Source organism: Thermoanaerobaculia bacterium, assembly GCA_035260525.1.
Classification (GTDB): domain Bacteria; phylum Acidobacteriota; class Thermoanaerobaculia; order UBA5066; family DATFVB01; genus DATFVB01.
In genome coordinates this window covers 1-17,694 of sequence record DATFVB010000205.1, presented here as the reverse complement: position 1 = coordinate 17,694, position 17,694 = coordinate 1, and the positions used below count along the sequence as shown (strand labels likewise).

The window sequence follows — 17,694 nt, the reverse complement described above, 5'->3', positions numbered from 1 at the left end:
GATCGGGACGCTCGGCGGCTACTCCGGCGTGTGCCTCGCGCGGGCGCTCCCGCCGGGCGGGACGCTCGACACGTTCGAGTTCGACGCGCGCCACGCGGAGGTCGCGCGGGAGTCCTTCCGGCGCGCGGGAGTCGAGCACCGCGTCCGGATCCACGTCGGACGCGCGATCGAGAACCTTCCCGGGATCGAGCGCGACGCGCCCTTCGACCTCGTCTTCGTCGATGCCGACAAGGTCGGCTATCCGGAGTACTACCGCTGGGCGGCGGCGCACCTGCGCCGCGGCGGCGTGCTGCTCGCCGACAACGTCTTCCGCGCGGCGTGGGGTCCGCAGGAGGGTTGGAGCCGCGAGAGCGTGGAAGCGCTCGACCGGTTCAACCGGGAGCTGGCGGGAGGGGGCGATTTCGCGGCGACGTTCGTGCCCACGGTCGAGGGGCTGGCAATGGGAGTGAAGCTCTAGGCGCGAGTGGGGCGCTTCCCTGTCATTGCGAGGAGCGAAGCGACGAAGCAATGTCACGCCGTGGACCCTGGAGATTGCTTCGCTTCGCTCGCCATGACGGGGCTAACACCGTCCGGCTTTCTGTTCCACAGAATGACAGCAAACCGTCGGTGACGAGGCGCGGCGAGACGCGAGCCCGACGGGATGCGGGTCGCCCGCGAGATCCCGAGGCATACCGGGGCGTATGTCGCAGGGTCTCGCGGACGGCACGCGCCCGTCCGGCTCGATGTATCGCCGCGCCGGCTAGTTAAACGATGGGATCCTCGACCGACACCCCAAATAGACCGCTGATCATCTTGGGCTCGAATAACGTGGACTTCTGCGGCAGCACCTCGCCCTGGGCGACGACGTTCTGCACGGCGTCGATCGGCGTCGGCCGGAGCAGGATCGCCATCTGCGCGCCGCCGCTCCGGGCGAGCCCGACGGCCGCGTCCTCGTCCTTGGGAAACGACACGTGCTCCCCGCGCTCGATCTGTCCGGGCTCGATGCCCAGAACGCCGCGCAGGAACGCGACCTCGAGGGTCGAGACGTCGAGCCGCCGCCACGCCGCACTCTTCTCCGCCGGCCAGGAGACCGGCGCCCCTTCCCGCAGCGTCAGGAGCCCCGCACCGTTTTTCGTGACGACGAGGAAACCGGAGCGGTCGCGCGGGAGCGCCTCGAGCTCCGCCCGTCCCTCCTCGGCGGACCCGAGCGGCGTCAAGTCGAAGAACGCCTGCGCCTTCCCGAACATCGCCTCGGCCGAGAAATCGGGGAGCCCCGAAACCGCCCGAGGGATGGCGAAGGCTTCGAGACCGGGCGAGGCGACGTCGACGATCGCGCACAGCTTGAACGCGGCGGTCGGCAGCTTCTCGGCTTCCGGCGAAAGCGAGAATTTGAGCGCGGTTTCGTACCGGTGATGGCCGTCGGCGATGAGCGACCCCGCCGTCGAGAGGAGCCTCTGGAACCGCACGTGCTCGGAGGTGTCCTCGACGCGCCACGCGTCGTGGCGGTTGCCGGCCAGGTCCCGGCACGTGAGGTCCGGCGCGCGGCGCGTCTGGAGCGCCGGGTCGAGCGGAGCGCGCGACAGCAGGAAGACCATCCCGAAGTCGGCGTGCGATGCGCGCAGGAGGTTCAGCCGGTCCTCCTTGGCCTTGGCGAGCGTGCGCTCGTGCGGGCGGATCGACCCTCCCTCGTACGGCTCGAGCCGGACGAGCGCCACGAGCGACCGCCGCGCCTTCGTCGTCCCGTCGCGCCCCGGGAAGACGACCTGGTGGATCCACACCGCCGCCGAGCGCTCGTGGTACATCGCGCCGGTCCGCAGCCAGTCCTTCAGCTGCCAGTTCGCCTCGGCGTAGACGTCGCCGCCGTCTTCCTTCCGCGCGTCGAAGTGGACGATGTTCTCGGGAGCGCGGGCGTAGAGCTCCTCGCGGATCTTCGGCGTCACGCGGTCGTACGGCGGCGCGACGAGGTTGTCGAGGCCGCGTTCGGCGATGGTCTGGGGCGAGTACCTCAGCGCCCGGAACGGATGAATTTCCATGGGCCCGGATTGTATACGCGCGATCGAAGCGCGCGCCTGAGTCGGACGCGCTACGGCAGGGCGGGAGTCGCGCGCGGGGACGCCGGGAGGCGGAAGTCCGAGAAGAGAATGTGGTCGTAGAAGTAGTGGATGAGGAGGAACGAGAGCACGACCACGTAGTAGCACTGGTCCTGCGGGAACCCGAGGCCGCGCCACAGCAGGAGATAGATGACGCCGGCGGCGAGGGTGAAGCCGATCATCGCCGCGTAGTAACGCGCCGTCTTCGCCCGGCCCGCGAGCTTGCCGACGAACTGCGAGCCGATCTCGCCCCGCTGCGCCTTGCCGTCGAGGATGAACCACGTGAGCGCGAGGTACTGCAGCGAGTGCCACGTGTTGAAGCCCTGGAAGGAGACGTCGAGGTTGTCGAAGATCGGGACGATGAACGCCATCGAGATCGTGAGCGCCATGAAGAGGAGACGGGGCCAGCCGGCCACGCCGCGCCGGATCTCACCCGCCGTGCGCGCGGCGTAGAACACGAACAGGACCGCGAAGCCCGCCGCGAAGACGTAGGGGAGCAGCTCGGATCGGAGAAACCGCGGAAAGAGGAGCGGCTGCGACCCGATCACGAACTCGCCCCGCACGAACTTGAACATCGCCATCGTGTAGAGGGCGCCGAGGATCACGGCGGCGTCGAGCAGCCGGTCGAACGTGGAGACCGTCTGGTATTTGCGCCGGTAGGCCTCGGAGATGTACTGCGCCTGGTGCGTCACGTGGACCGAGGCCCAGAAGAAGAACCCCGTGAGGAGGACGGGAAAGGCGTAAACGGAGCCGAGGATGACGAGCCCGGGGATGACGACGAGGGGGAGATAGGCCAGCCACCCGAACCGCCGGCGAAATCCGGGCTCCAGGGCCGTCCGGAGGTAGGTCGAGTACATGTGGGGACCGCCGACCAGCACCGTGACCGAGAGCCCGACCACGAGCGACGCCGTCGCGACCGAGATTCCCATGCGCTGCAGGAACCCGTAGCCGAAGTAGGGAAGGAACACCAGAACGGCGGAAAGCGTCAGGAAACCGAGATCGAATCCCCGGCTCTTGATCCACGGATTCTCAACCGGCGTCGACACTTCGGTTCCGGACGCCGCAAGGTTCATGCCCGAATTCCCTCCCGATTTCGATTATAGACAATCGGAACGGCCCCTTGAAACGAGCGTGAGGCCGTCAATCGGCGCGCCCGCAACCAGTGCTACCATTCCGGCGCTGATGAATCGCATTTCGGCGATCCTTTTCTGCTCGATCGCTCTCCCCCTGTTCGCCGCGGACGCTCCGCCGGCGGCGCCCGCTCTCCTCCCGATGCCGGAAACCAACCCGCTCGCGTGCGCGAGCGACACGCCCCCGGGCCTCGTCACCCGAGACTTCCCGTCGGGAGTGGAGGTCACGATTCCGGAGTTCGTCGCGATCCGCGTCGACGCCAAGGGCGGGATCGAGGAGATCCTCTTCGTCCACGACCCGATCCCGTCGCTCCAGGCGCAGGAACGCCAGTCGTTCCTGAAATGGGACTTCCTCCCCCCGAAGAAGGGGGGCGTGGCGGTCGCCGGCTGGGCGACGATCGAGCTCGACCTGAAAGTCGAGTACTCCCGTCCGCAGATCGCGCGGGCGACGGTCGTCCCGGTCGGGCCTCAGGATCCGCTCCCGCCGGCTCTTTCCGAGAAGTGGGACCAGTCGTGGCTGACGACCGCGCCGGCCCTTTCGGACCTGAAGGGCGCCGAGTCCGCCGAGGCTCTCGATCAGCCGGCGCTGCCGAAGCGGACGAAATGGTACGCGGACCGCTACAAGGGACCGCTCGCCGTGAAGCTCTGGGTCGAGATCTCCGAGACCGGGCATGCGGTGCGGCTCGCGCCGGTGGAGCTCAAGGACGCGGCGCTCCTGCCGTACCTCGAGCGCGCAATCTCGCGCTGGACGTTCACGCCGGCCCGCAACCAGGGGCAGGCGATCTCCTGCTGGGCCGTCCTCGAGCTCGACGGGACGATCAGCTACGACGTGTCGCTCGTGCGCGCCGCCTCGATCAAAAAATCGATCGGGCAATAGCAGGCTCGGCGATACATCGAGCCGGACGGGCGCGTTCCGCCCGCGCCGCCCTCAACGTACGTTCTCAGTACGCCTCGGGACGCCGCGGGCGACACGCATCCCGTCGGGCTCGCGTCTCACCGCGCTTTCAGGTTATCGACAACCGAATTTCGCTCAGCCTTCATCGAACGTTCAGCTAAGCCGACGACGCGGCCGCGAACCGGACGAAGTCGTCTTGCAGATCGATTCGCCGCGCTCGCGATGGCGGAGATGACCCTGTTGACACCACGCCGAGGCGCGGCCAGACGCGTTGGAAGACGGGCTCGGGCGGCTTGGCCCGCGGGTGCGGCGTACCGGGGCGTACGTTAAGCCCGCGGGCAAGCCGCACGGGCCCGTATAACGGCGCGTATGGTACGCGCCTGATCTACCGGACCTATTTGGCTTCCAGCCAATTGCGACCCACCCCGACGTCGACCTTGAGCGGCACCGCCAGCGCGGCCGCGCTCTCCATCTCCGCGACGATGCGCGCCCGGGCCCGGTCGAGCTCTTCCTCCGGCACTTCGAACAGGAGCTCGTCGTGCACCTGGAGGAGCATGCGCGTCCCCATCTTCCCCTCCCGCAGGCCGCGGTCGACCGCGATCATCGCGAGCTTGACGATGTCGGCCGCGGAGCCCTGGAACGGCGCGTTCTGCGCCATGCGCTCGGCGTTGGCGCGCACCATTCCGTTGCTCGACCGGATCTCCGGGATCGGGCGCTCGCGGCCGAAGATCGTCGTCACGCAGCCGTTCTCGCGCGCCCCGGCGACGACTCCCTCCAGCGTCGCGCGGACGCCGGGAAACTGCGCGAAGTAGGCTTCGATGAATTCCTTCGCCTCTCCCGTCGGCACCCCGAGGTCCTTGGCGAGGGAGAACGCCCCCATCCCGTACAGCAGCCCGAAGTTGATCCTCTTGGCCGCGATCCGCATCTCGAGCGTGACGAGGTCCGGGGAGACGTTGAAGACCTTCGCCGCCGTCGCGCGGTGGACGTCCTGTCCCTCGGCGAACGCCTGGATCATCGCGGCGTCGCCGGAGACGTGCGCGAGGATGCGCAGCTCGATCTGCGAGTAGTCGGCGGCGAGCAGGCGGCGTCCTTCCGGCGCGATGAAGCCGCGGCGGATCTCGCGTCCCGCCCCGGTCCGGATCGGGATGTTCTGCAGGTTCGGGTCGGACGACGACAGCCGTCCGGTCGCGGCGACCGTCTGGTTGAACTTCGCGTGGATGCGGTTCCCGGCGTCGACGAGCTGGGGCAGGGCGTCCGCGTAGGTCCCCTTGAGCTTCGAGATCTCGCGGTGCTCCATCAGGAGCGACGCGATGCGGTACCCCTGGGAGGCCAGCGTCTGGAGCGTCTCGACGCCGGTCGAGAACGACTTCGTCTTCGCGGTCTTCCTCCCCGTCGGAAGGTTCAGCTTCTCGAAGAGGATCCGGGAAAGCTGCGGCGGCGAGGCGACGTTGAAGGCCTCGCCCGCCTCCGAGAAGATCTCCGATTCGAGGCGCGCGACGTCGGCCGCCATCCGCTCCGACAGCGCCCGCAGATACGGGACGTCGACGAGAATTCCCGCCGCTTCCATCCGCGCGAGCACCGGAGTGAGCGGCGTCTCGATCGTCTCGAAGACGCGCCGGAGGTTCGGCTTCTCGGCGAGCTCCCCGCCGAGCTTCTCGCGCATCTCGAGGGCCCATCGGGCGCGCTCGGCCGCCCAGCGTCCGGCGGTCTCGATCGTCCCGCCGGGAATTCCCGCCTCCTTCGCGGTGGCCGCCTTTCGCCGGAAGAGGTCGAGCGCGATCGCCTCGAACTCGGGATTCGACGTCCCGCAGGCGAGCACGTACCGCGCGACGCACGGGTCGAAGATCGCGGGCGGATCGTCGATGCCGTGCCGCAGCAGGAATGCGTCGATACCCTTCGCGTCGGGAGAGACCCACGCGACGCCGCGGAGCGCCGCGAGCCTCGCGGCGAGCTCGTTTCCGGTCTCTTCGCCGACGGCCGTCTCCGCCCCGTCGGAGAGCGCGAAGAGATACCGCCCGTCGGCCGGTATCTTCGCGGGTCCGCTCTCGAGCGGCAGCGTCGCGTCCCCCGGGCCGGACGGCGCGGCGGCCGAGGGGCCGCTCAACCCGACGACCGAGACGCCGAGCCATTCAGCCGCGGCCGACGGCGTGAACGGCTCCCCCGCCGCGAGCTTCCGGAACGCGACGTCCTCGACCGAGCCCGGCGCCGCCGACTCGAGCTCCTCGACGAGGGAATGGAACTCGAGCTCGGAGTAGAGCGCCTTCAGCTTCTCCGGGTCCGCGGGATCGAGCCGCAGCGCTTCCATGTCGAGCTCGACCGGGAGGCTGCGCTCGAGCTCGACGAGCCGCCGCGACAGGCGCGCGTTCTCGGCGCCCGCGGCGAGCGCCTCGCGCGTCTTCTTCGCCGTGATCTCCGACGCGTGCGCGAGGACGTTCTCGAGAGAGCCGTACTGCTGGACGAGCTTCTTCGCGCCGACCTCGCCGATGCCGGCCACGCCCGGGACGTTGTCGGAGGCGTCTCCCATGATCGCGAGCACGTCTCCGACCCGCTCGGGCGGCACGCCGAAGAACTCCTCGACCCCGCCGGCATCGAGCATCTTTTCGCGCATCGCCTGGTACATGCGGACTCGCGGCCCGACGAGCTGCAGAAAGTCCTTGTCGGTCGTGAAGAGCACGACGTCGATCCCCTGCGCCGCCGCCTTCATCGCGAGGGTCGCGATCACGTCGTCGGCCTCGAAGCCGTGGAGCTCCAGGATCGGCATGCGGAACGCCTCGCAGAGCCGGCGGATGTACGGGATCTGCACGGCGAGGTCGTCCGCCATCGGCTTCCTCTGGGCCTTGTAGTCGGCGTAGGCCTCCTTCCGGGCGGTCGATTCCGAGATGTCGAACGCGATTCCGACGTGCGACGGCTTGTGCTCGCGAACGAGCTTCCTCAGGATCGCCGCGAATCCGTAGATCGCGTTGGTCGGGAAGCCCTTCGAGTTGTTGAGCGAACGGATCGCGTGGAACGCGCGGTGGAGCGCGTTGGAGCCGTCGACGAGATACAACAGGGGCCGCTTTTCCGCCACGATTCGAGTTTATCCCGCGTGCGGAAGCTCCCTCTGTCGGCGCACGGGAAAAATCCTCCCGGCTTCAAGCGCGGTGAGACGCGAGCCCGATCGCCGCCGCTCTACGAGCTATGGCGGATTAATCGTTTCGACGGGCCCCTGAGCCGCAAGCACCGTTGTTGACACGATCCGCCGTAGCCTTGGCGAAGGTGGACGGGATGCGGGCCGCTCCGCGGGACCCGCAGGCGTACCGAGAGCGTACGTCGGAGGGTCACGCGGGCGGCACGCGCCCGTCCGGCTCGATGTATCGCCGCGCCCTACTGCCGCCGAAGGTGTCGCCAGACGAAGAGAGCGAACCCCGCGAGAATCATCACGCCGATCGCCGCGTCGAACTTGTGAAAGTACGCGCCCAGCACCGTCCAGTGCTCGCCGAGCTTCGACCCGATCCACGCGAGCCCGAGGCACCAGGGAAGCGATCCCGAAAACGTGTAGAGGACGAAGCGGCGCATGTCCATCCGCGAGACCCCGGCGGGAAAAGCGATGAACGTGCGGATGACGGGAAGAAGGCGGGCGACGAAGACGACCGGCTCGCCGTGGCGCTGGAAGAGCCGGTCGGCGAGGTCGAGATCGTGGTGCGAGAGGAGCACCCACTTGCCGTATTTTTCGATGAGCGGCCGCCCCCCATAGAGCCCGAGGTAGTAGGCCGGGATCGAACCGACGACGCAGCCGACCGCCCCGAAGAAGCCGAGCCATCCGACGGAAAAACGCCCCTGCGAGGCGAGGAATCCGGCAAACGGCATGATCAGCTCGGACGGGAGGGGGATGCAGGCGGACTCGATCGCCATGAGACCCGCGACGCCGGCGTAGCCCCCCGACTGGATCGTGGCCAGGATGAACCGCGAGACGAGAGCGACGAGATGTCCGATCAAAACCCGCGCACGATAGCACGGGCGTCGTCGCCGGAGCGGGCCGGATCAGAGGGCGGGTCGTCGACGGTAACCGCGAAGGGCGAGGAAGGCAGACGGTGCCGACCGAGCCTGCGGGCTCGCTTCGTCGGGCCCATCGCATCGCGGTGAATTTCGGTGAAGTCACCGAGCCGAAATTCCCGCGATGCGGGAGCGAGAGCGCGGCGAGGGGGTGGCGGCGGGCGCGGTCGAGTCGACACAAGGCTGCGTCGCGAAGCGACGCCTCCGCGCGACTTCTCCCGCCGGGAGAAGGTGGCGGCCGTAGGCCGCCGGATGAGGGAGATTCGACGAGCTGCGCCGCCGCCACGCGCTCCCGTCCCCCGAGCAAGCTCCCGCGACGGATGCATCCGCCTCCGCCCTCCTTCGCCAAGGCTTCGGAGGGCTTCGGCGCGACAAGTCGCCGCGCCGCAACGCCGCGAATCGAAGACCTCCGGCGATCAGTTATGACAACGGCGAGGCGCGGCGAGGCGCGAGCCCGGCGGGATGCGGGGAGCCGACGAGATCGCGGTGAGCGACCGCGACGCGGTCGTCCCCGCAAAGCTTGTCCCCGCGAAAGCGGGGAGCGGGGACCCAGAGCTCTGGATTCCGGCGCACACGGGATTGACAAGAGAAACTCAGGACGCACGGTCTCGCGGCCGCCAGGCGCGACCGGTCGTGGCCGTTCCGATCGGGCGTTTGATCCTCATTCGCGGCGGTCGAGCGGAGTCATCGCGAGCCGCCGCCGTGCTTTTCCCGTCGGGCCCCGTAGCGGTCGAGCCGAGCAGGCGAGCCGCGGAGGACACGTCGCGGAAAGTCTCCGCGAGTAACCGAAGCGGAGGAGGTCCGCGACGTGGGAGGCCGGCGCGTTCCAGCGCGTCAGCGCGAGCGCGACCGGCCGACGTGTCGCGTGCTAGAGTTTTTCGATGGCGTCCATGAAATCCCGCCAGATGCGCTCCACGACGGTCCTCTGCGTCCGCCGCGACGGCCGGGTCGCGATCGCCGGCGACGGCCAGGTCACGATGGGAACGACGGTGATGAAGACCGGCGCGGCGAAGATCCGCCGGCTCTACGAGGGAAGGGTGCTCGCGGGGTTTGCGGGCACCTCCGCCGACGCCTTCGCCCTCTTCTCGAAATTCGAGGCGAAGCTGGACGAGCACCGCGGGAACCTCGAGCGCTCCGCGATCGAGCTCGCCCGCGACTGGCGAACGGACAAGATCCTGCGGCAGCTCGAGGCGCTCTTGATCGTCGCGGACAAGGAGCTGTCCCTCCTCATCTCGGGCACCGGCGACCTGATCTCCCCCGACGAAGGGCTGCTGGCGATCGGCTCCGGCGGTCCGTACGCTCTCGCGGCCGCCCGCGCGCTCCTCAAGCACACGACGCTGCCGGCTCCGGAGCTCGCGCGCGAGGCGCTGACGATCGCCGCCGGGATCGACATCTACACGAACGACCGCATCAAGGTCGAAGAGCTGTAATGAATAGTGCGGGCTGCTGATCGTGGTCTTCCTGATGCCGGGCGACCTCGCCGAGTCGGCGAAAACCGAGGCCGCGAAAGCGGACGGCGGAGACCTCACGCCGCGCCAGATCGTCGCCGAGCTCGACAAGTTCATCGTCGGGCAGGACAAGGCCAAGCGCGCGGTCGCGGTCGCGCTCCGGAACCGCTGGCGCCGCCTGCGCCTGCCGCCGGAGGTCGCGCGCGAGATCCTCCCGAAGAACATCCTGATGATGGGGCCGACCGGCGTCGGCAAGACCGAGATCGCGCGCCGCCTCGCCCGTCTCGCGAGGGCGCCCTTCCTGAAGATCGAGGCGTCGAAATTCACCGAGGTCGGCTACGTCGGACGCGACGTCGAATCGATCGTCCGCGACCTGACGGAGGTGGCCGTCGGGCTCGTGCGCGAGGAGAAGACGCGCGAGATCGCGGCGCAGGCAGAGGCGCGGACGGAAGAACGCCTGCTCGACCTCCTCCTGCCCAAGCTCGCCCCCGCCGAAGCCGAGGAGACCCGGCGCAAGCTCCGCGCGCTCCTTCGCGAAGGGAAGCTCGAGGACCGGATGATCGACGTCGAGGTGACCGAGCAGGCGTTTCCGTCGTTCCAGATTCTCACCAACCAGGGCGCCGAGGAGATGGACGTGTCGTTGAAGGACATGCTCCCGAACATCTTCGGCGGGAAGAAGAAGAACCGCTCCTGCCCGGTCTCCGAAGCGCGCCAGATCCTGCGGAGCGAGGAGGAGTCGCGGCTGATCGACCCGCAGCAGCTCTCCCGCGAGGCGGTCGCCCGCGCCGAGTCGGCGGGGATCGTCTTCCTCGACGAGATCGACAAGGTCGCGGGACGCGAAGGGAGCCGCGGCGGGCCGGACGTGTCGCGGGAAGGGGTCCAGCGCGACCTGCTGCCGATCGTCGAGGGAACGCAGGTGCATACCAAGCACGGGATGGTGCGCACCGACCACGTCCTCTTCATCGCCGCCGGCGCGTTCCACGTCGCCAAGCCCTCGGACCTGATTCCCGAGCTCCAGGGAAGATTTCCGATCCGCGTCGAGCTCGACTCCCTCTCCGAGGGGGACTTCGTGCGGATCCTGACGGAGCCGGAGAACGCGCTGACGAAGCAGTACCGGGCGCTCCTCTCGGCCGAGGGGGTCGTGCTCGAGTTCACCGACGACGCCGTCGCCGAGATCGCCAAATGGGCCGAGCGCGTCAACCGGCAGCTCGAAAACATCGGCGCGCGCCGGCTCCACACGATCCTCGAGAGGCTCCTCGAGGAGGTCTCGTTCGAGGGCCCGGAGCTCTCGGGCAAGACGCTGTCCATCGACGCGGCGATGGTCCGCGAGCGGGTCGCCGACCTCGCCCGCAACGAAGACCTCTCCCGCTACGTCCTGTGATCCGTCGCGCCGCGGGGATCCTTCTCATCGCCGTCGCCGCGGGCGGATGCGGGAAGAAGGGAGACCCGCTCCCGCCGCTCCCGACCCGTCCCGCGCGCACGCACGACCTCGCCGCCGAGCAGCAGGGGGAGTCCGTCGAGATCTCGTTCACGTTCCCCTCCCAGCGCGTCGACGGCGCGCCGCTGCGGGACCTGGTCGAGATCGACGTCTACCGGATGGAGAACCCCTCGCCGGCCTTCACTTCGCCGGCGGTCGCGGCGGGCGCGCGCTCCGACCGCGCGCCGATCTCGGGCGAGCGCCGGCGCGCCGAGGCGGAGCGCCGGCGCGAGGATCAGATCCTCTCCGCGTCCCATCGCGCCGCGGCGATTCCTTCCGACTTCTTCTCCGCGGCGACCCGCGGAAGCCGGATCGTCTGGCGCGACGATCTGCGGCCGTTCCTCGCGCTCCCGCATCCACCGACCCTCGGGTGGGCGGTCGTCGCCGTGCGCCGAAACGGCGAGCGGAGCGAGATCTCGAACATCGCCACACTCGTTCCGGCGGTTCCTCCCGCCGCGCCGGCGGACCTCCTGGCCGAGGCCGAGGAAAAGCGCATTTGCCTGACGTGGAAGCCGCCGGAGAAGGACCTCTCCGGAGCGCCCGTCGAGATCGCCGGCTATCGCGTGTACCGGCGGCTTCTCGCCGACCCCGATTACGGCGCTCCCTTGAACGCCGACCCGGTTTCGGCGCCCGAGCTCGCCGACACGACCGCCGCGTACGGATCGGCGTACGTCTACACGGTGACGGCCATCGCGAAGGACCGCGCAAAGGCGGAAGGCCCCCCCGCCGTCCAGTTCGGGGTCGACTACCGGGACGTCTTTCCGCCGCCCCGCGTCGCACGGGTCGACGCGCTGCCCGAAGAGCGCCGCGTCCGTCTCTCATGGGACCCGGTCGAAGCGAAGGACCTCGCCGAATACCGGATCTGGCGCACGGAGAACGGCGGCGCGCTTTCGCTCGTCGGCACCGCGCCGCCCGACCGCCCGGAGTTCGACGACGCGACGGTCTCGCCGGGAGGGACCTACCGCTACACCGTCCGCGCCGTCGACAAGAGCGGGAACGAGAGCGCGGCGTCGCCGGAAGCGGTCGCCAAGCCCTTCGAGTAACCGTCGCGCCCTTCGACGCCGGAGAGGGACTCGTTGGCAACTGAGCGCCACTCATGACACTTTCGGGCTCTTCGCATCGCGGGGGACCCTCCGCGAAGTAACCGAGCGGAGGTCCCGCGATGCGGGAGCGGGAGCGTCGGCGAGGGGGTGGCGGCGCCGCGGTCGAGTCGCTCGTTCGACGAGCCGCGGCGCCGCCACGCGCTATCGGTCCCCGAGCCAGCTCCCGCGACGGGAAAAAAAAAGGCGCCCCGGAGGGGGCGCCTCGATTCGACGAAGAGAATGTCGTTACTTCGTGGCCGGCGGAGCTTCCTTGGGCTCGGTCGACTTCTTCATCATCTTCTTGTGATGCATCATCGTCTTGCCGGTGTACGGAGAGACCGTCACGGTCTTCTTGCCCGCGTCATCGGTCGCCTCGTGGACCTTGACCTTGTTGCCGACGGCGACGGCCGGATCGACGTTGGCGGTCGTATCGCTGGCGCTGAGGTCGAAACTGTAGTCCTTGTTCTTCGGGCCGGTCACGGTGATCTTCTTGCCGGCGTCGAGCTCCTTGACGGTGCCGATAACCGTCTTCCCCTTGCTCTTGGTGTTCGGTCCGGGACCGGTATGCTTGGTCTCGGTCTTCTGGGCCATCGTCTTGTTCGTGTCGGCCGTGCTGCCCGTCTGCGCCGACGCCGTGTAGGCCACGGCGAAGATCGCCGCCGCCGAGAGAGCCATCCAATTCTTCTTCAAAAGACACCTCCTACATTGCACAGACCCCACTTATTCATCGAGGCGGGGGCCGAAACCTCACACCGTCAGGAGGTTGGAAGGAGCATGCCAAAAGAGTGCCAGCGCAACCCGTTAGCTGTCAAACAGCTCGGTTTCTATTCCCGAATCGGCCGCACCATTTCGTCAGGTGGCTCGCCCGGTATCGTCGGAAATGCGCCGGCGCAGGCCCGCCAGGTCGCCCGAGGACATCAGCAGGACGACGTCGTCGGGGCGCGCTTCGCGCTCGAGGATGGGCTCGATCTCCTCGACCCGTTCGGGCAGGAACACGCGCCGTCCGAGCGCCGAGAGAGCTCGCCGCACCGCTTCGCGGTCGATCAGCTGGTCGGGAGTGAATCGGCCCGCGTGGAAGACCGGCGCGAGGACGACGCAGTCGGCGGCCGCGAGCGCGCGCTCGTAATCCTTCTCGAAGAACTTCCGGCCTGCCGTGATCGACCGCGGCTCGAACAGGCCCCACACCCGCCGGCCGGGCCAGCGCTGCCGCGCGGCGGCGAGCGTCTCGAAGACCGCCGTCGGATGGTGCGCGAAGTCGTCGACGTAGAGGACGCCGTTTCGGGTGCCGAGGACCTCGAGACGGCGCTTCACCCCCGAAAACCGCGGAAGCGCGGCCGAGATCTCGCCGGCGGAGAGTCCGAGACGCCGCGCCGCCGCGTACGCCATCGCGGCGTTGCGGACGTTGTGGCGGCCGAAAAGGGGGGATCGCAGGCGCACGGTCTCCCCCGGGCCGGCAACGGTGAACTCCGTCCCGCCGGCGTCGACTGCGAGGTCCGCCGCGTCCACTTCCCCGTCTCCTTCGAGCGACACGAAGACGACGGGAGCGCGCGCGCTTTCCGCGAGAGTGCGCACGCGCGGGTCGTCTCCATTGGCGACGACCACACCGTCCGGCGGGACGATCACGATCACCTTCCGGAAGGCGTCCTCGACGGCCTTCACGTCGGGATAGAGGTCCGCGTGGTCGAACTCCACGTTGTTGACGAGAAGCGTCCGCGGCTCGTAGTGGAGGAATTTGGGCCCGCGGTCGAAGAACGCCGCGTTGTACTCGTCCCCCTCGAGCAGGAAATGGGGGCCGGCGCCGTCGCGAAAGCCCGCTCCGAAATTCTTGAGCTCGCCGCCGACGAGGAATCCGGGGTCGCGCCCGGCGTCGGTCAGGATCCAGGCGAGCAGCGCCGAGGTCGTCGTCTTCCCGTGGGTGCCGGTCACGACGACCGAATGCTTCCCCGGCAGGAGAAAGCGCCGGATCGCCTGCGGCAGGGAAAGGTACGGAAGTCCGAGCTCGAGGACGCGCTGTACTTCCGGGTTCGTCCGCGGCACGGCGTTGCCGATGACGACGCGGTCGGCGTCCGCCGGCACGTTCTCGGCGCGGAAACCGGAGAGAACGGGAATCCCCGCCCGGGCGATCAGGTCGGACATGGGCGGATAGAGCGCCGTGTCGGAGCCGCTCACCCGGTGTCCCCGGCCGGAGAGGAGCACCGCGAGCGGCGCCATCGCGGTCCCGCCGACAGCGATGAAATAGAGCTTTTCCCCGTTCACCGCCCCATTCTGCCTCACGGCGTCGAAATCGCGTACGCCGGGGCCTCCCCGCGCCGGGCCCTCCTCGAAAAGTTGAAATAAAGACGCCCGGGGTGCTAGTTTTCCTTGTTTGCTTGAGCCCGCATAACGAGAAAGGACGAACCATGCGCCGATTTCTGACACGAGCGGCCGTTCCGGCGATCCTCGCCGCGGCCGTCGCCCTCGGCTCTTCACCCGTCTCGGCCGCCGCGCCGGCGCCGGCGAAGAAGCCTGCCCCCGCTGCCGCCCCCGCCGCCGACAAGGTCGGCACCCCGAAGATCTCCGTCGATCCGATGCTGAAGGACGCCGGAACCGTCGCCAAGGGCGACCACGTCGAAGCCGTCTTCACGGTGAAGAACTCGGGGACGCAGGACCTCGTGATCTCCGACGCGCGCCCGTCGTGCGGGTGCACCGTCGCGTCGTTCGACCGCACGATCAAGCCGGGGCAGACCGGCAAGATCACCGCGGCCGTCGACACGAAGAACTTCTCGGGCCCGATCACGAAGACGGTATCCGTCGTCTCGAACGATCCCGAGACTCCCCAGCTCGCGCTGACGATCAAGGCGATCGTCAAGCCGTACGTCGAGGTCGCCCCGCAGGAGTTCGTGCGGTTCTCCGCGATCCGCGGCGACACGGCGAGCCAGGACCTCATCCTCTACTCGAGCGAGAAGGACTTCCACCCGACGGTCGCCGAGTCCTCCCAGCCGTACGTCAAGGCGCAGGTCTCCCCCGCCGCCGACAAGGAGAAGCTCGAAGGAAAGGCCGGAGAGCAGTACAAGCTCCACGTCACGCTCGAGTCCAACGCTCCCGTCGGCGTGCTGAACGCGCCGGTCCACGTCAAGACCGGTGTGGCCAAGCAGCCCGACATGGAGATCCGCGTCTCCGGCATCGTGCGCGACCGCATCAGCGTCACGCCCGCGTCGATCGTGTTCGGCAACTTCACGCCGGGCAAGGACGTGATCTCGCGCAACGTGATCTTCACGAACAACAAGCCGGCTCAGGCCGTGCGCGTCCAGAAGGTCGAGACGACGGTCTCCGGGGTTTCGGCCGAAGTCGTGCCGATGACCGAGGGGGTCAACTACACGATCGTGCTCAAGCCGAAGACCGATCTCAAGAAAGGGGAGTTCTCCGGAATGCTGAAGATCTACACGTCGGACAAGGAACGCCCGGAAATCGACGTGCCGCTGACCGGCAACGTCCTCTGATCGAAGGGAAGGGAAGGAACCGATGAAGAAGATCCTGTGGGGAGCGGCGCTCGTCGGAGCGGTGACGCTCTCGGCCGGCCTCATTGCCGCCGAAGACAAGCCGGCGAAGTCCGGAGACGAAGGAAAGGTGGTGCGCTTGCGCGACGGACTGCAATACGAAGACCTGAAAGTCGGCGAGGGCGCCCAGCCCAAGCTCGGCCAGACGGTGTCGGTGCACTACACCGGATGGCTGACCAACGGAAAGAAGTTCGACTCCTCGGTCGACCGCGGACGCCCGTTCGAGTTCGCTCTCGGGGAAGGGCACGTCATCAAGGGATGGGACGAGGGAGTGGCGACGATGAAAGTCGGCGGGAAGCGCAAGCTGACGATCCCTCCGGAGCTCGCTTACGGCTCCCGCGGCGCCGGCGGCGTGATTCCGCCCAATGCGACGCTCGTCTTCGAGGTCGAGCTCCTCGGCATCAAGTAACTCCCGGCATCGCACGGATGATCGAAGCGGCGGGTCTTCCCCGCCGCTTTTTTGTTTCATGACGGCGAGAGTCCGCTAAGTTAGCATCGACGTATGAATCGTCCCTTCATCGCCGTCCGCCCGGCCGAGCCCGCCGACGGCGACGCGATCGTGCGGCTCGAGCGTGAGCTCGCGGATTTCGAGCGCCTCGAAGGGCCGTCCGACGCCGAGGGACGCCGCCTGCTGGCGTGGATCTTCGACGAAAAGCGGTTCGACGCCCTCGTCGCGGAGCGCGGCGGGACGATCGTCGGAATCGCGATCTACTTCTTCTTCCCGACGTCGTTTCGCGCGCGTCTCGGCCTCTACCTCGAGGATATCGTGGTCGCGCGAGAGGCCCGCGGCGAAGGGGCCGGCGGCGCGCTCATGGCCGAGCTCGCCCGGATCGCCGAGAGCCGCGACTGCGGGCGCATGGAGTGGGCCGTCCTCGACTGGAACGAGCGCGCGCTCGACTTCTACCGCCGTCTCGGCGCGCGGCAGCATCGGGAATGGCTGAGGTACTCCCTGGAAGCGCCGGAGATCCGCGCGCTCGCCGCGGCCGCCGAAGACGAATCGCGCTAACGCCCGTCCACGACCGCGATCCCCGGAGCCGGAACCGGCTCGACGGGCGCGCGCGACGGGACGGCGGCCGACGCCGCCGCGCTGTATTCGAAGACGCCTCCGCCGTACGTCCCGGCATAGACGAGCGAAGGGGACGCGCCGTCGAACGCGAGGGAAAAGACGGTCGAGCTCGTCAGACCCGCGTTGACCGCGCTCCAGGTTTCGCCGTCGAGGCTGCGGAAGACGCCGCCGTTGCGCGTGCCGGCATAGAGCGGCCCGCCCGTCCGGTCGAACGCGACGCTGTAGACGTCCGAGGCCGTGAGGCCATGACCGGCGGGACGCCACGTCGAGCCCCCGTCGGCGCTCCTGACGATTCCGCTTCCTTCCGTTCCGGCGTAAACGACGCTCGGAGAACGCGGATCGATCGCGAGCGAGAATGCCGATCCCGCGAAGGAGCCCGCGCCGGCCGCCGTCCAGGAGGCACCGCCGTCGAAGCTCCGAAAGACGCCATGGCCGGTGCCCGCGTAGATCGGCCCCTCTTCCGGAGCGATCGCGATCGCGAACACCGTCTCGCTTCCGGAACCGAGAGGAACGGCCGTCCAGCTCTCCCCGCCATCGTCGCTCCGCAGGAGCCCGCCGAGGAACGTCCCCGCCCAGACGACCGAGGGATTTCGCGGATCGACGGCGACCGAGTAGACGTTGTTGGTCGCGAGCGTGCCGCCGACGGCGCTCCAGGACCCTCCTCCCGACGACTTCCAGAGGCCCTGATCCGTCCCGGCGTAGAGCGTCGGCCCGGCGCTCCCGTCGCTCGCGAGCGCGAAGACGGTCAGCGCGTCGGTTTCGGCCGCTTCCCAGGTCGCTCCGCCGTCGGCGCTTCGCAGGATCCCGCTTCCCCCCGTGGCGGCGTAGAGGCCCGAGGGCGTGGCGGCGAGCGCGTTGACCACCGTGCCGTTCATGCCGCGGTTTCCCGCCGCCCAGCTCGCTCCGCCGTCTTCGGTCTTGAAGGTTCCGAAGTTCGTCCCCGCCCACACCGTCCCCGG

The 17,694-nt window shown here is 68.7% G+C and carries 15 protein-coding genes; 8 read left to right on the top strand and 7 right to left on the bottom strand.

Annotated features, from left to right (window positions below):
• Positions 1 to 457, top strand: a 457-nt coding sequence (locus VKH46_10360) for a class I SAM-dependent methyltransferase (protein ID HKB71234.1), incomplete at its 5' end; no start/stop codon positions are given.
• A gap of 286 nt (positions 458 to 743) precedes the next feature.
• Here the strand turns inward: VKH46_10360 and VKH46_10355 are convergent.
• Positions 744 to 2,012 (bottom strand): DUF1015 domain-containing protein, encoded by a 1,269-nt coding sequence (locus tag VKH46_10355; protein ID HKB71233.1) that lies wholly within the window; start codon positions 2,010 to 2,012, stop codon positions 744 to 746.
• 50 nt (positions 2,013 to 2,062) lie between these two features.
• Positions 2,063 to 3,142 carry a hypothetical protein gene (locus VKH46_10350; protein HKB71232.1) on the bottom strand — a complete coding sequence of 360 codons (1,080 nt, stop codon included), beginning with the start codon at positions 3,140 to 3,142 and terminating at the stop codon, positions 2,063 to 2,065.
• Positions 3,143 to 3,251: 109 nt separating this feature from the next.
• On the opposite strand from VKH46_10350, the gene VKH46_10345 reads away from it, so the two are divergent.
• Entirely contained in the window at positions 3,252 to 4,076 is an 825-nt protein-coding gene (locus tag VKH46_10345; protein ID HKB71231.1) for a hypothetical protein, read from the top strand.
• A gap of 412 nt (positions 4,077 to 4,488) precedes the next feature.
• Here VKH46_10345 and polA read toward each other — a convergent pair whose 3' ends face one another.
• Together polA and VKH46_10335 are read right to left on the bottom strand one after the other, a co-directional pair.
• Entirely contained in the window at positions 4,489 to 7,161 is a 2,673-nt protein-coding gene (gene polA / locus VKH46_10340; GenBank protein HKB71230.1) for a DNA polymerase I, read from the bottom strand.
• A gap of 296 nt (positions 7,162 to 7,457) precedes the next feature.
• On the bottom strand, positions 7,458 to 8,069 hold the full coding sequence (locus VKH46_10335; protein ID HKB71229.1) for a DedA family protein: 612 nt from the start codon (positions 8,067 to 8,069) through the stop codon (positions 7,458 to 7,460).
• Between the two features lie 947 nt (positions 8,070 to 9,016).
• Here VKH46_10335 and hslV point away from each other — a divergent pair.
• The 3 genes from hslV to VKH46_10320 are packed head-to-tail and all read left to right on the top strand — an operon-like array spanning position 9,017 to position 12,094.
• Positions 9,017 to 9,556, top strand: a complete 540-nt coding sequence (hslV, locus tag VKH46_10330; GenBank protein ID HKB71228.1) for an ATP-dependent protease subunit HslV — start codon at positions 9,017 to 9,019, stop codon at positions 9,554 to 9,556.
• Positions 9,557 to 9,590: 34 nt separating this feature from the next.
• Positions 9,591 to 10,955 (top strand): ATP-dependent protease ATPase subunit HslU, encoded by a 1,365-nt coding sequence (gene hslU / locus VKH46_10325; protein HKB71227.1) that lies wholly within the window; start codon positions 9,591 to 9,593, stop codon positions 10,953 to 10,955.
• A complete protein-coding gene (locus VKH46_10320; protein HKB71226.1) occupies positions 10,952 to 12,094 on the top strand; it encodes a hypothetical protein in 1,143 nt (380 codons plus the stop codon). The genes hslU and VKH46_10320 overlap by 4 nt, the downstream gene beginning before the upstream one ends.
• A gap of 285 nt (positions 12,095 to 12,379) precedes the next feature.
• Here the strand turns inward: VKH46_10320 and VKH46_10315 are convergent, their stop codons facing one another.
• Both VKH46_10315 and VKH46_10310 read right to left on the bottom strand, forming a co-directional pair.
• A complete protein-coding gene (locus tag VKH46_10315) occupies positions 12,380 to 12,823 on the bottom strand; it encodes a hypothetical protein (GenBank protein HKB71225.1) in 444 nt (147 codons plus the stop codon).
• Positions 12,824 to 12,985: 162 nt separating this feature from the next.
• Complete coding sequence (locus tag VKH46_10310; protein HKB71224.1) at positions 12,986 to 14,389, bottom strand: Mur ligase family protein; 1,404 nt, start codon at positions 14,387 to 14,389, stop codon at positions 12,986 to 12,988.
• Between the two features lie 143 nt (positions 14,390 to 14,532).
• Between VKH46_10310 and VKH46_10305 the strand changes: the two genes are divergently transcribed.
• The 3 genes from VKH46_10305 (at position 14,533) to VKH46_10295 (ending at position 16,675) form a co-directional block, all read left to right on the top strand.
• Positions 14,533 to 15,612 carry a DUF1573 domain-containing protein gene (locus VKH46_10305; GenBank protein ID HKB71223.1) on the top strand — a complete coding sequence of 360 codons (1,080 nt, stop codon included), beginning with the start codon at positions 14,533 to 14,535 and terminating at the stop codon, positions 15,610 to 15,612.
• 22 nt (positions 15,613 to 15,634) lie between these two features.
• On the top strand, positions 15,635 to 16,078 hold the full coding sequence (locus tag VKH46_10300; GenBank protein ID HKB71222.1) for an FKBP-type peptidyl-prolyl cis-trans isomerase: 444 nt from the start codon (positions 15,635 to 15,637) through the stop codon (positions 16,076 to 16,078).
• 93 nt (positions 16,079 to 16,171) lie between these two features.
• Positions 16,172 to 16,675 (top strand): GNAT family N-acetyltransferase, encoded by a 504-nt coding sequence (locus VKH46_10295; GenBank protein HKB71221.1) that lies wholly within the window; start codon positions 16,172 to 16,174, stop codon positions 16,673 to 16,675.
• On the opposite strand, the gene VKH46_10290 is transcribed toward VKH46_10295, so the two are convergent.
• Positions 16,672 to 17,694 (bottom strand): hypothetical protein (locus VKH46_10290; GenBank protein HKB71220.1); only part of this gene is annotated, 1,023 nt, incomplete at its 5' end. The two genes, VKH46_10295 and VKH46_10290, sit on opposite strands and share 4 nt — an antisense overlap.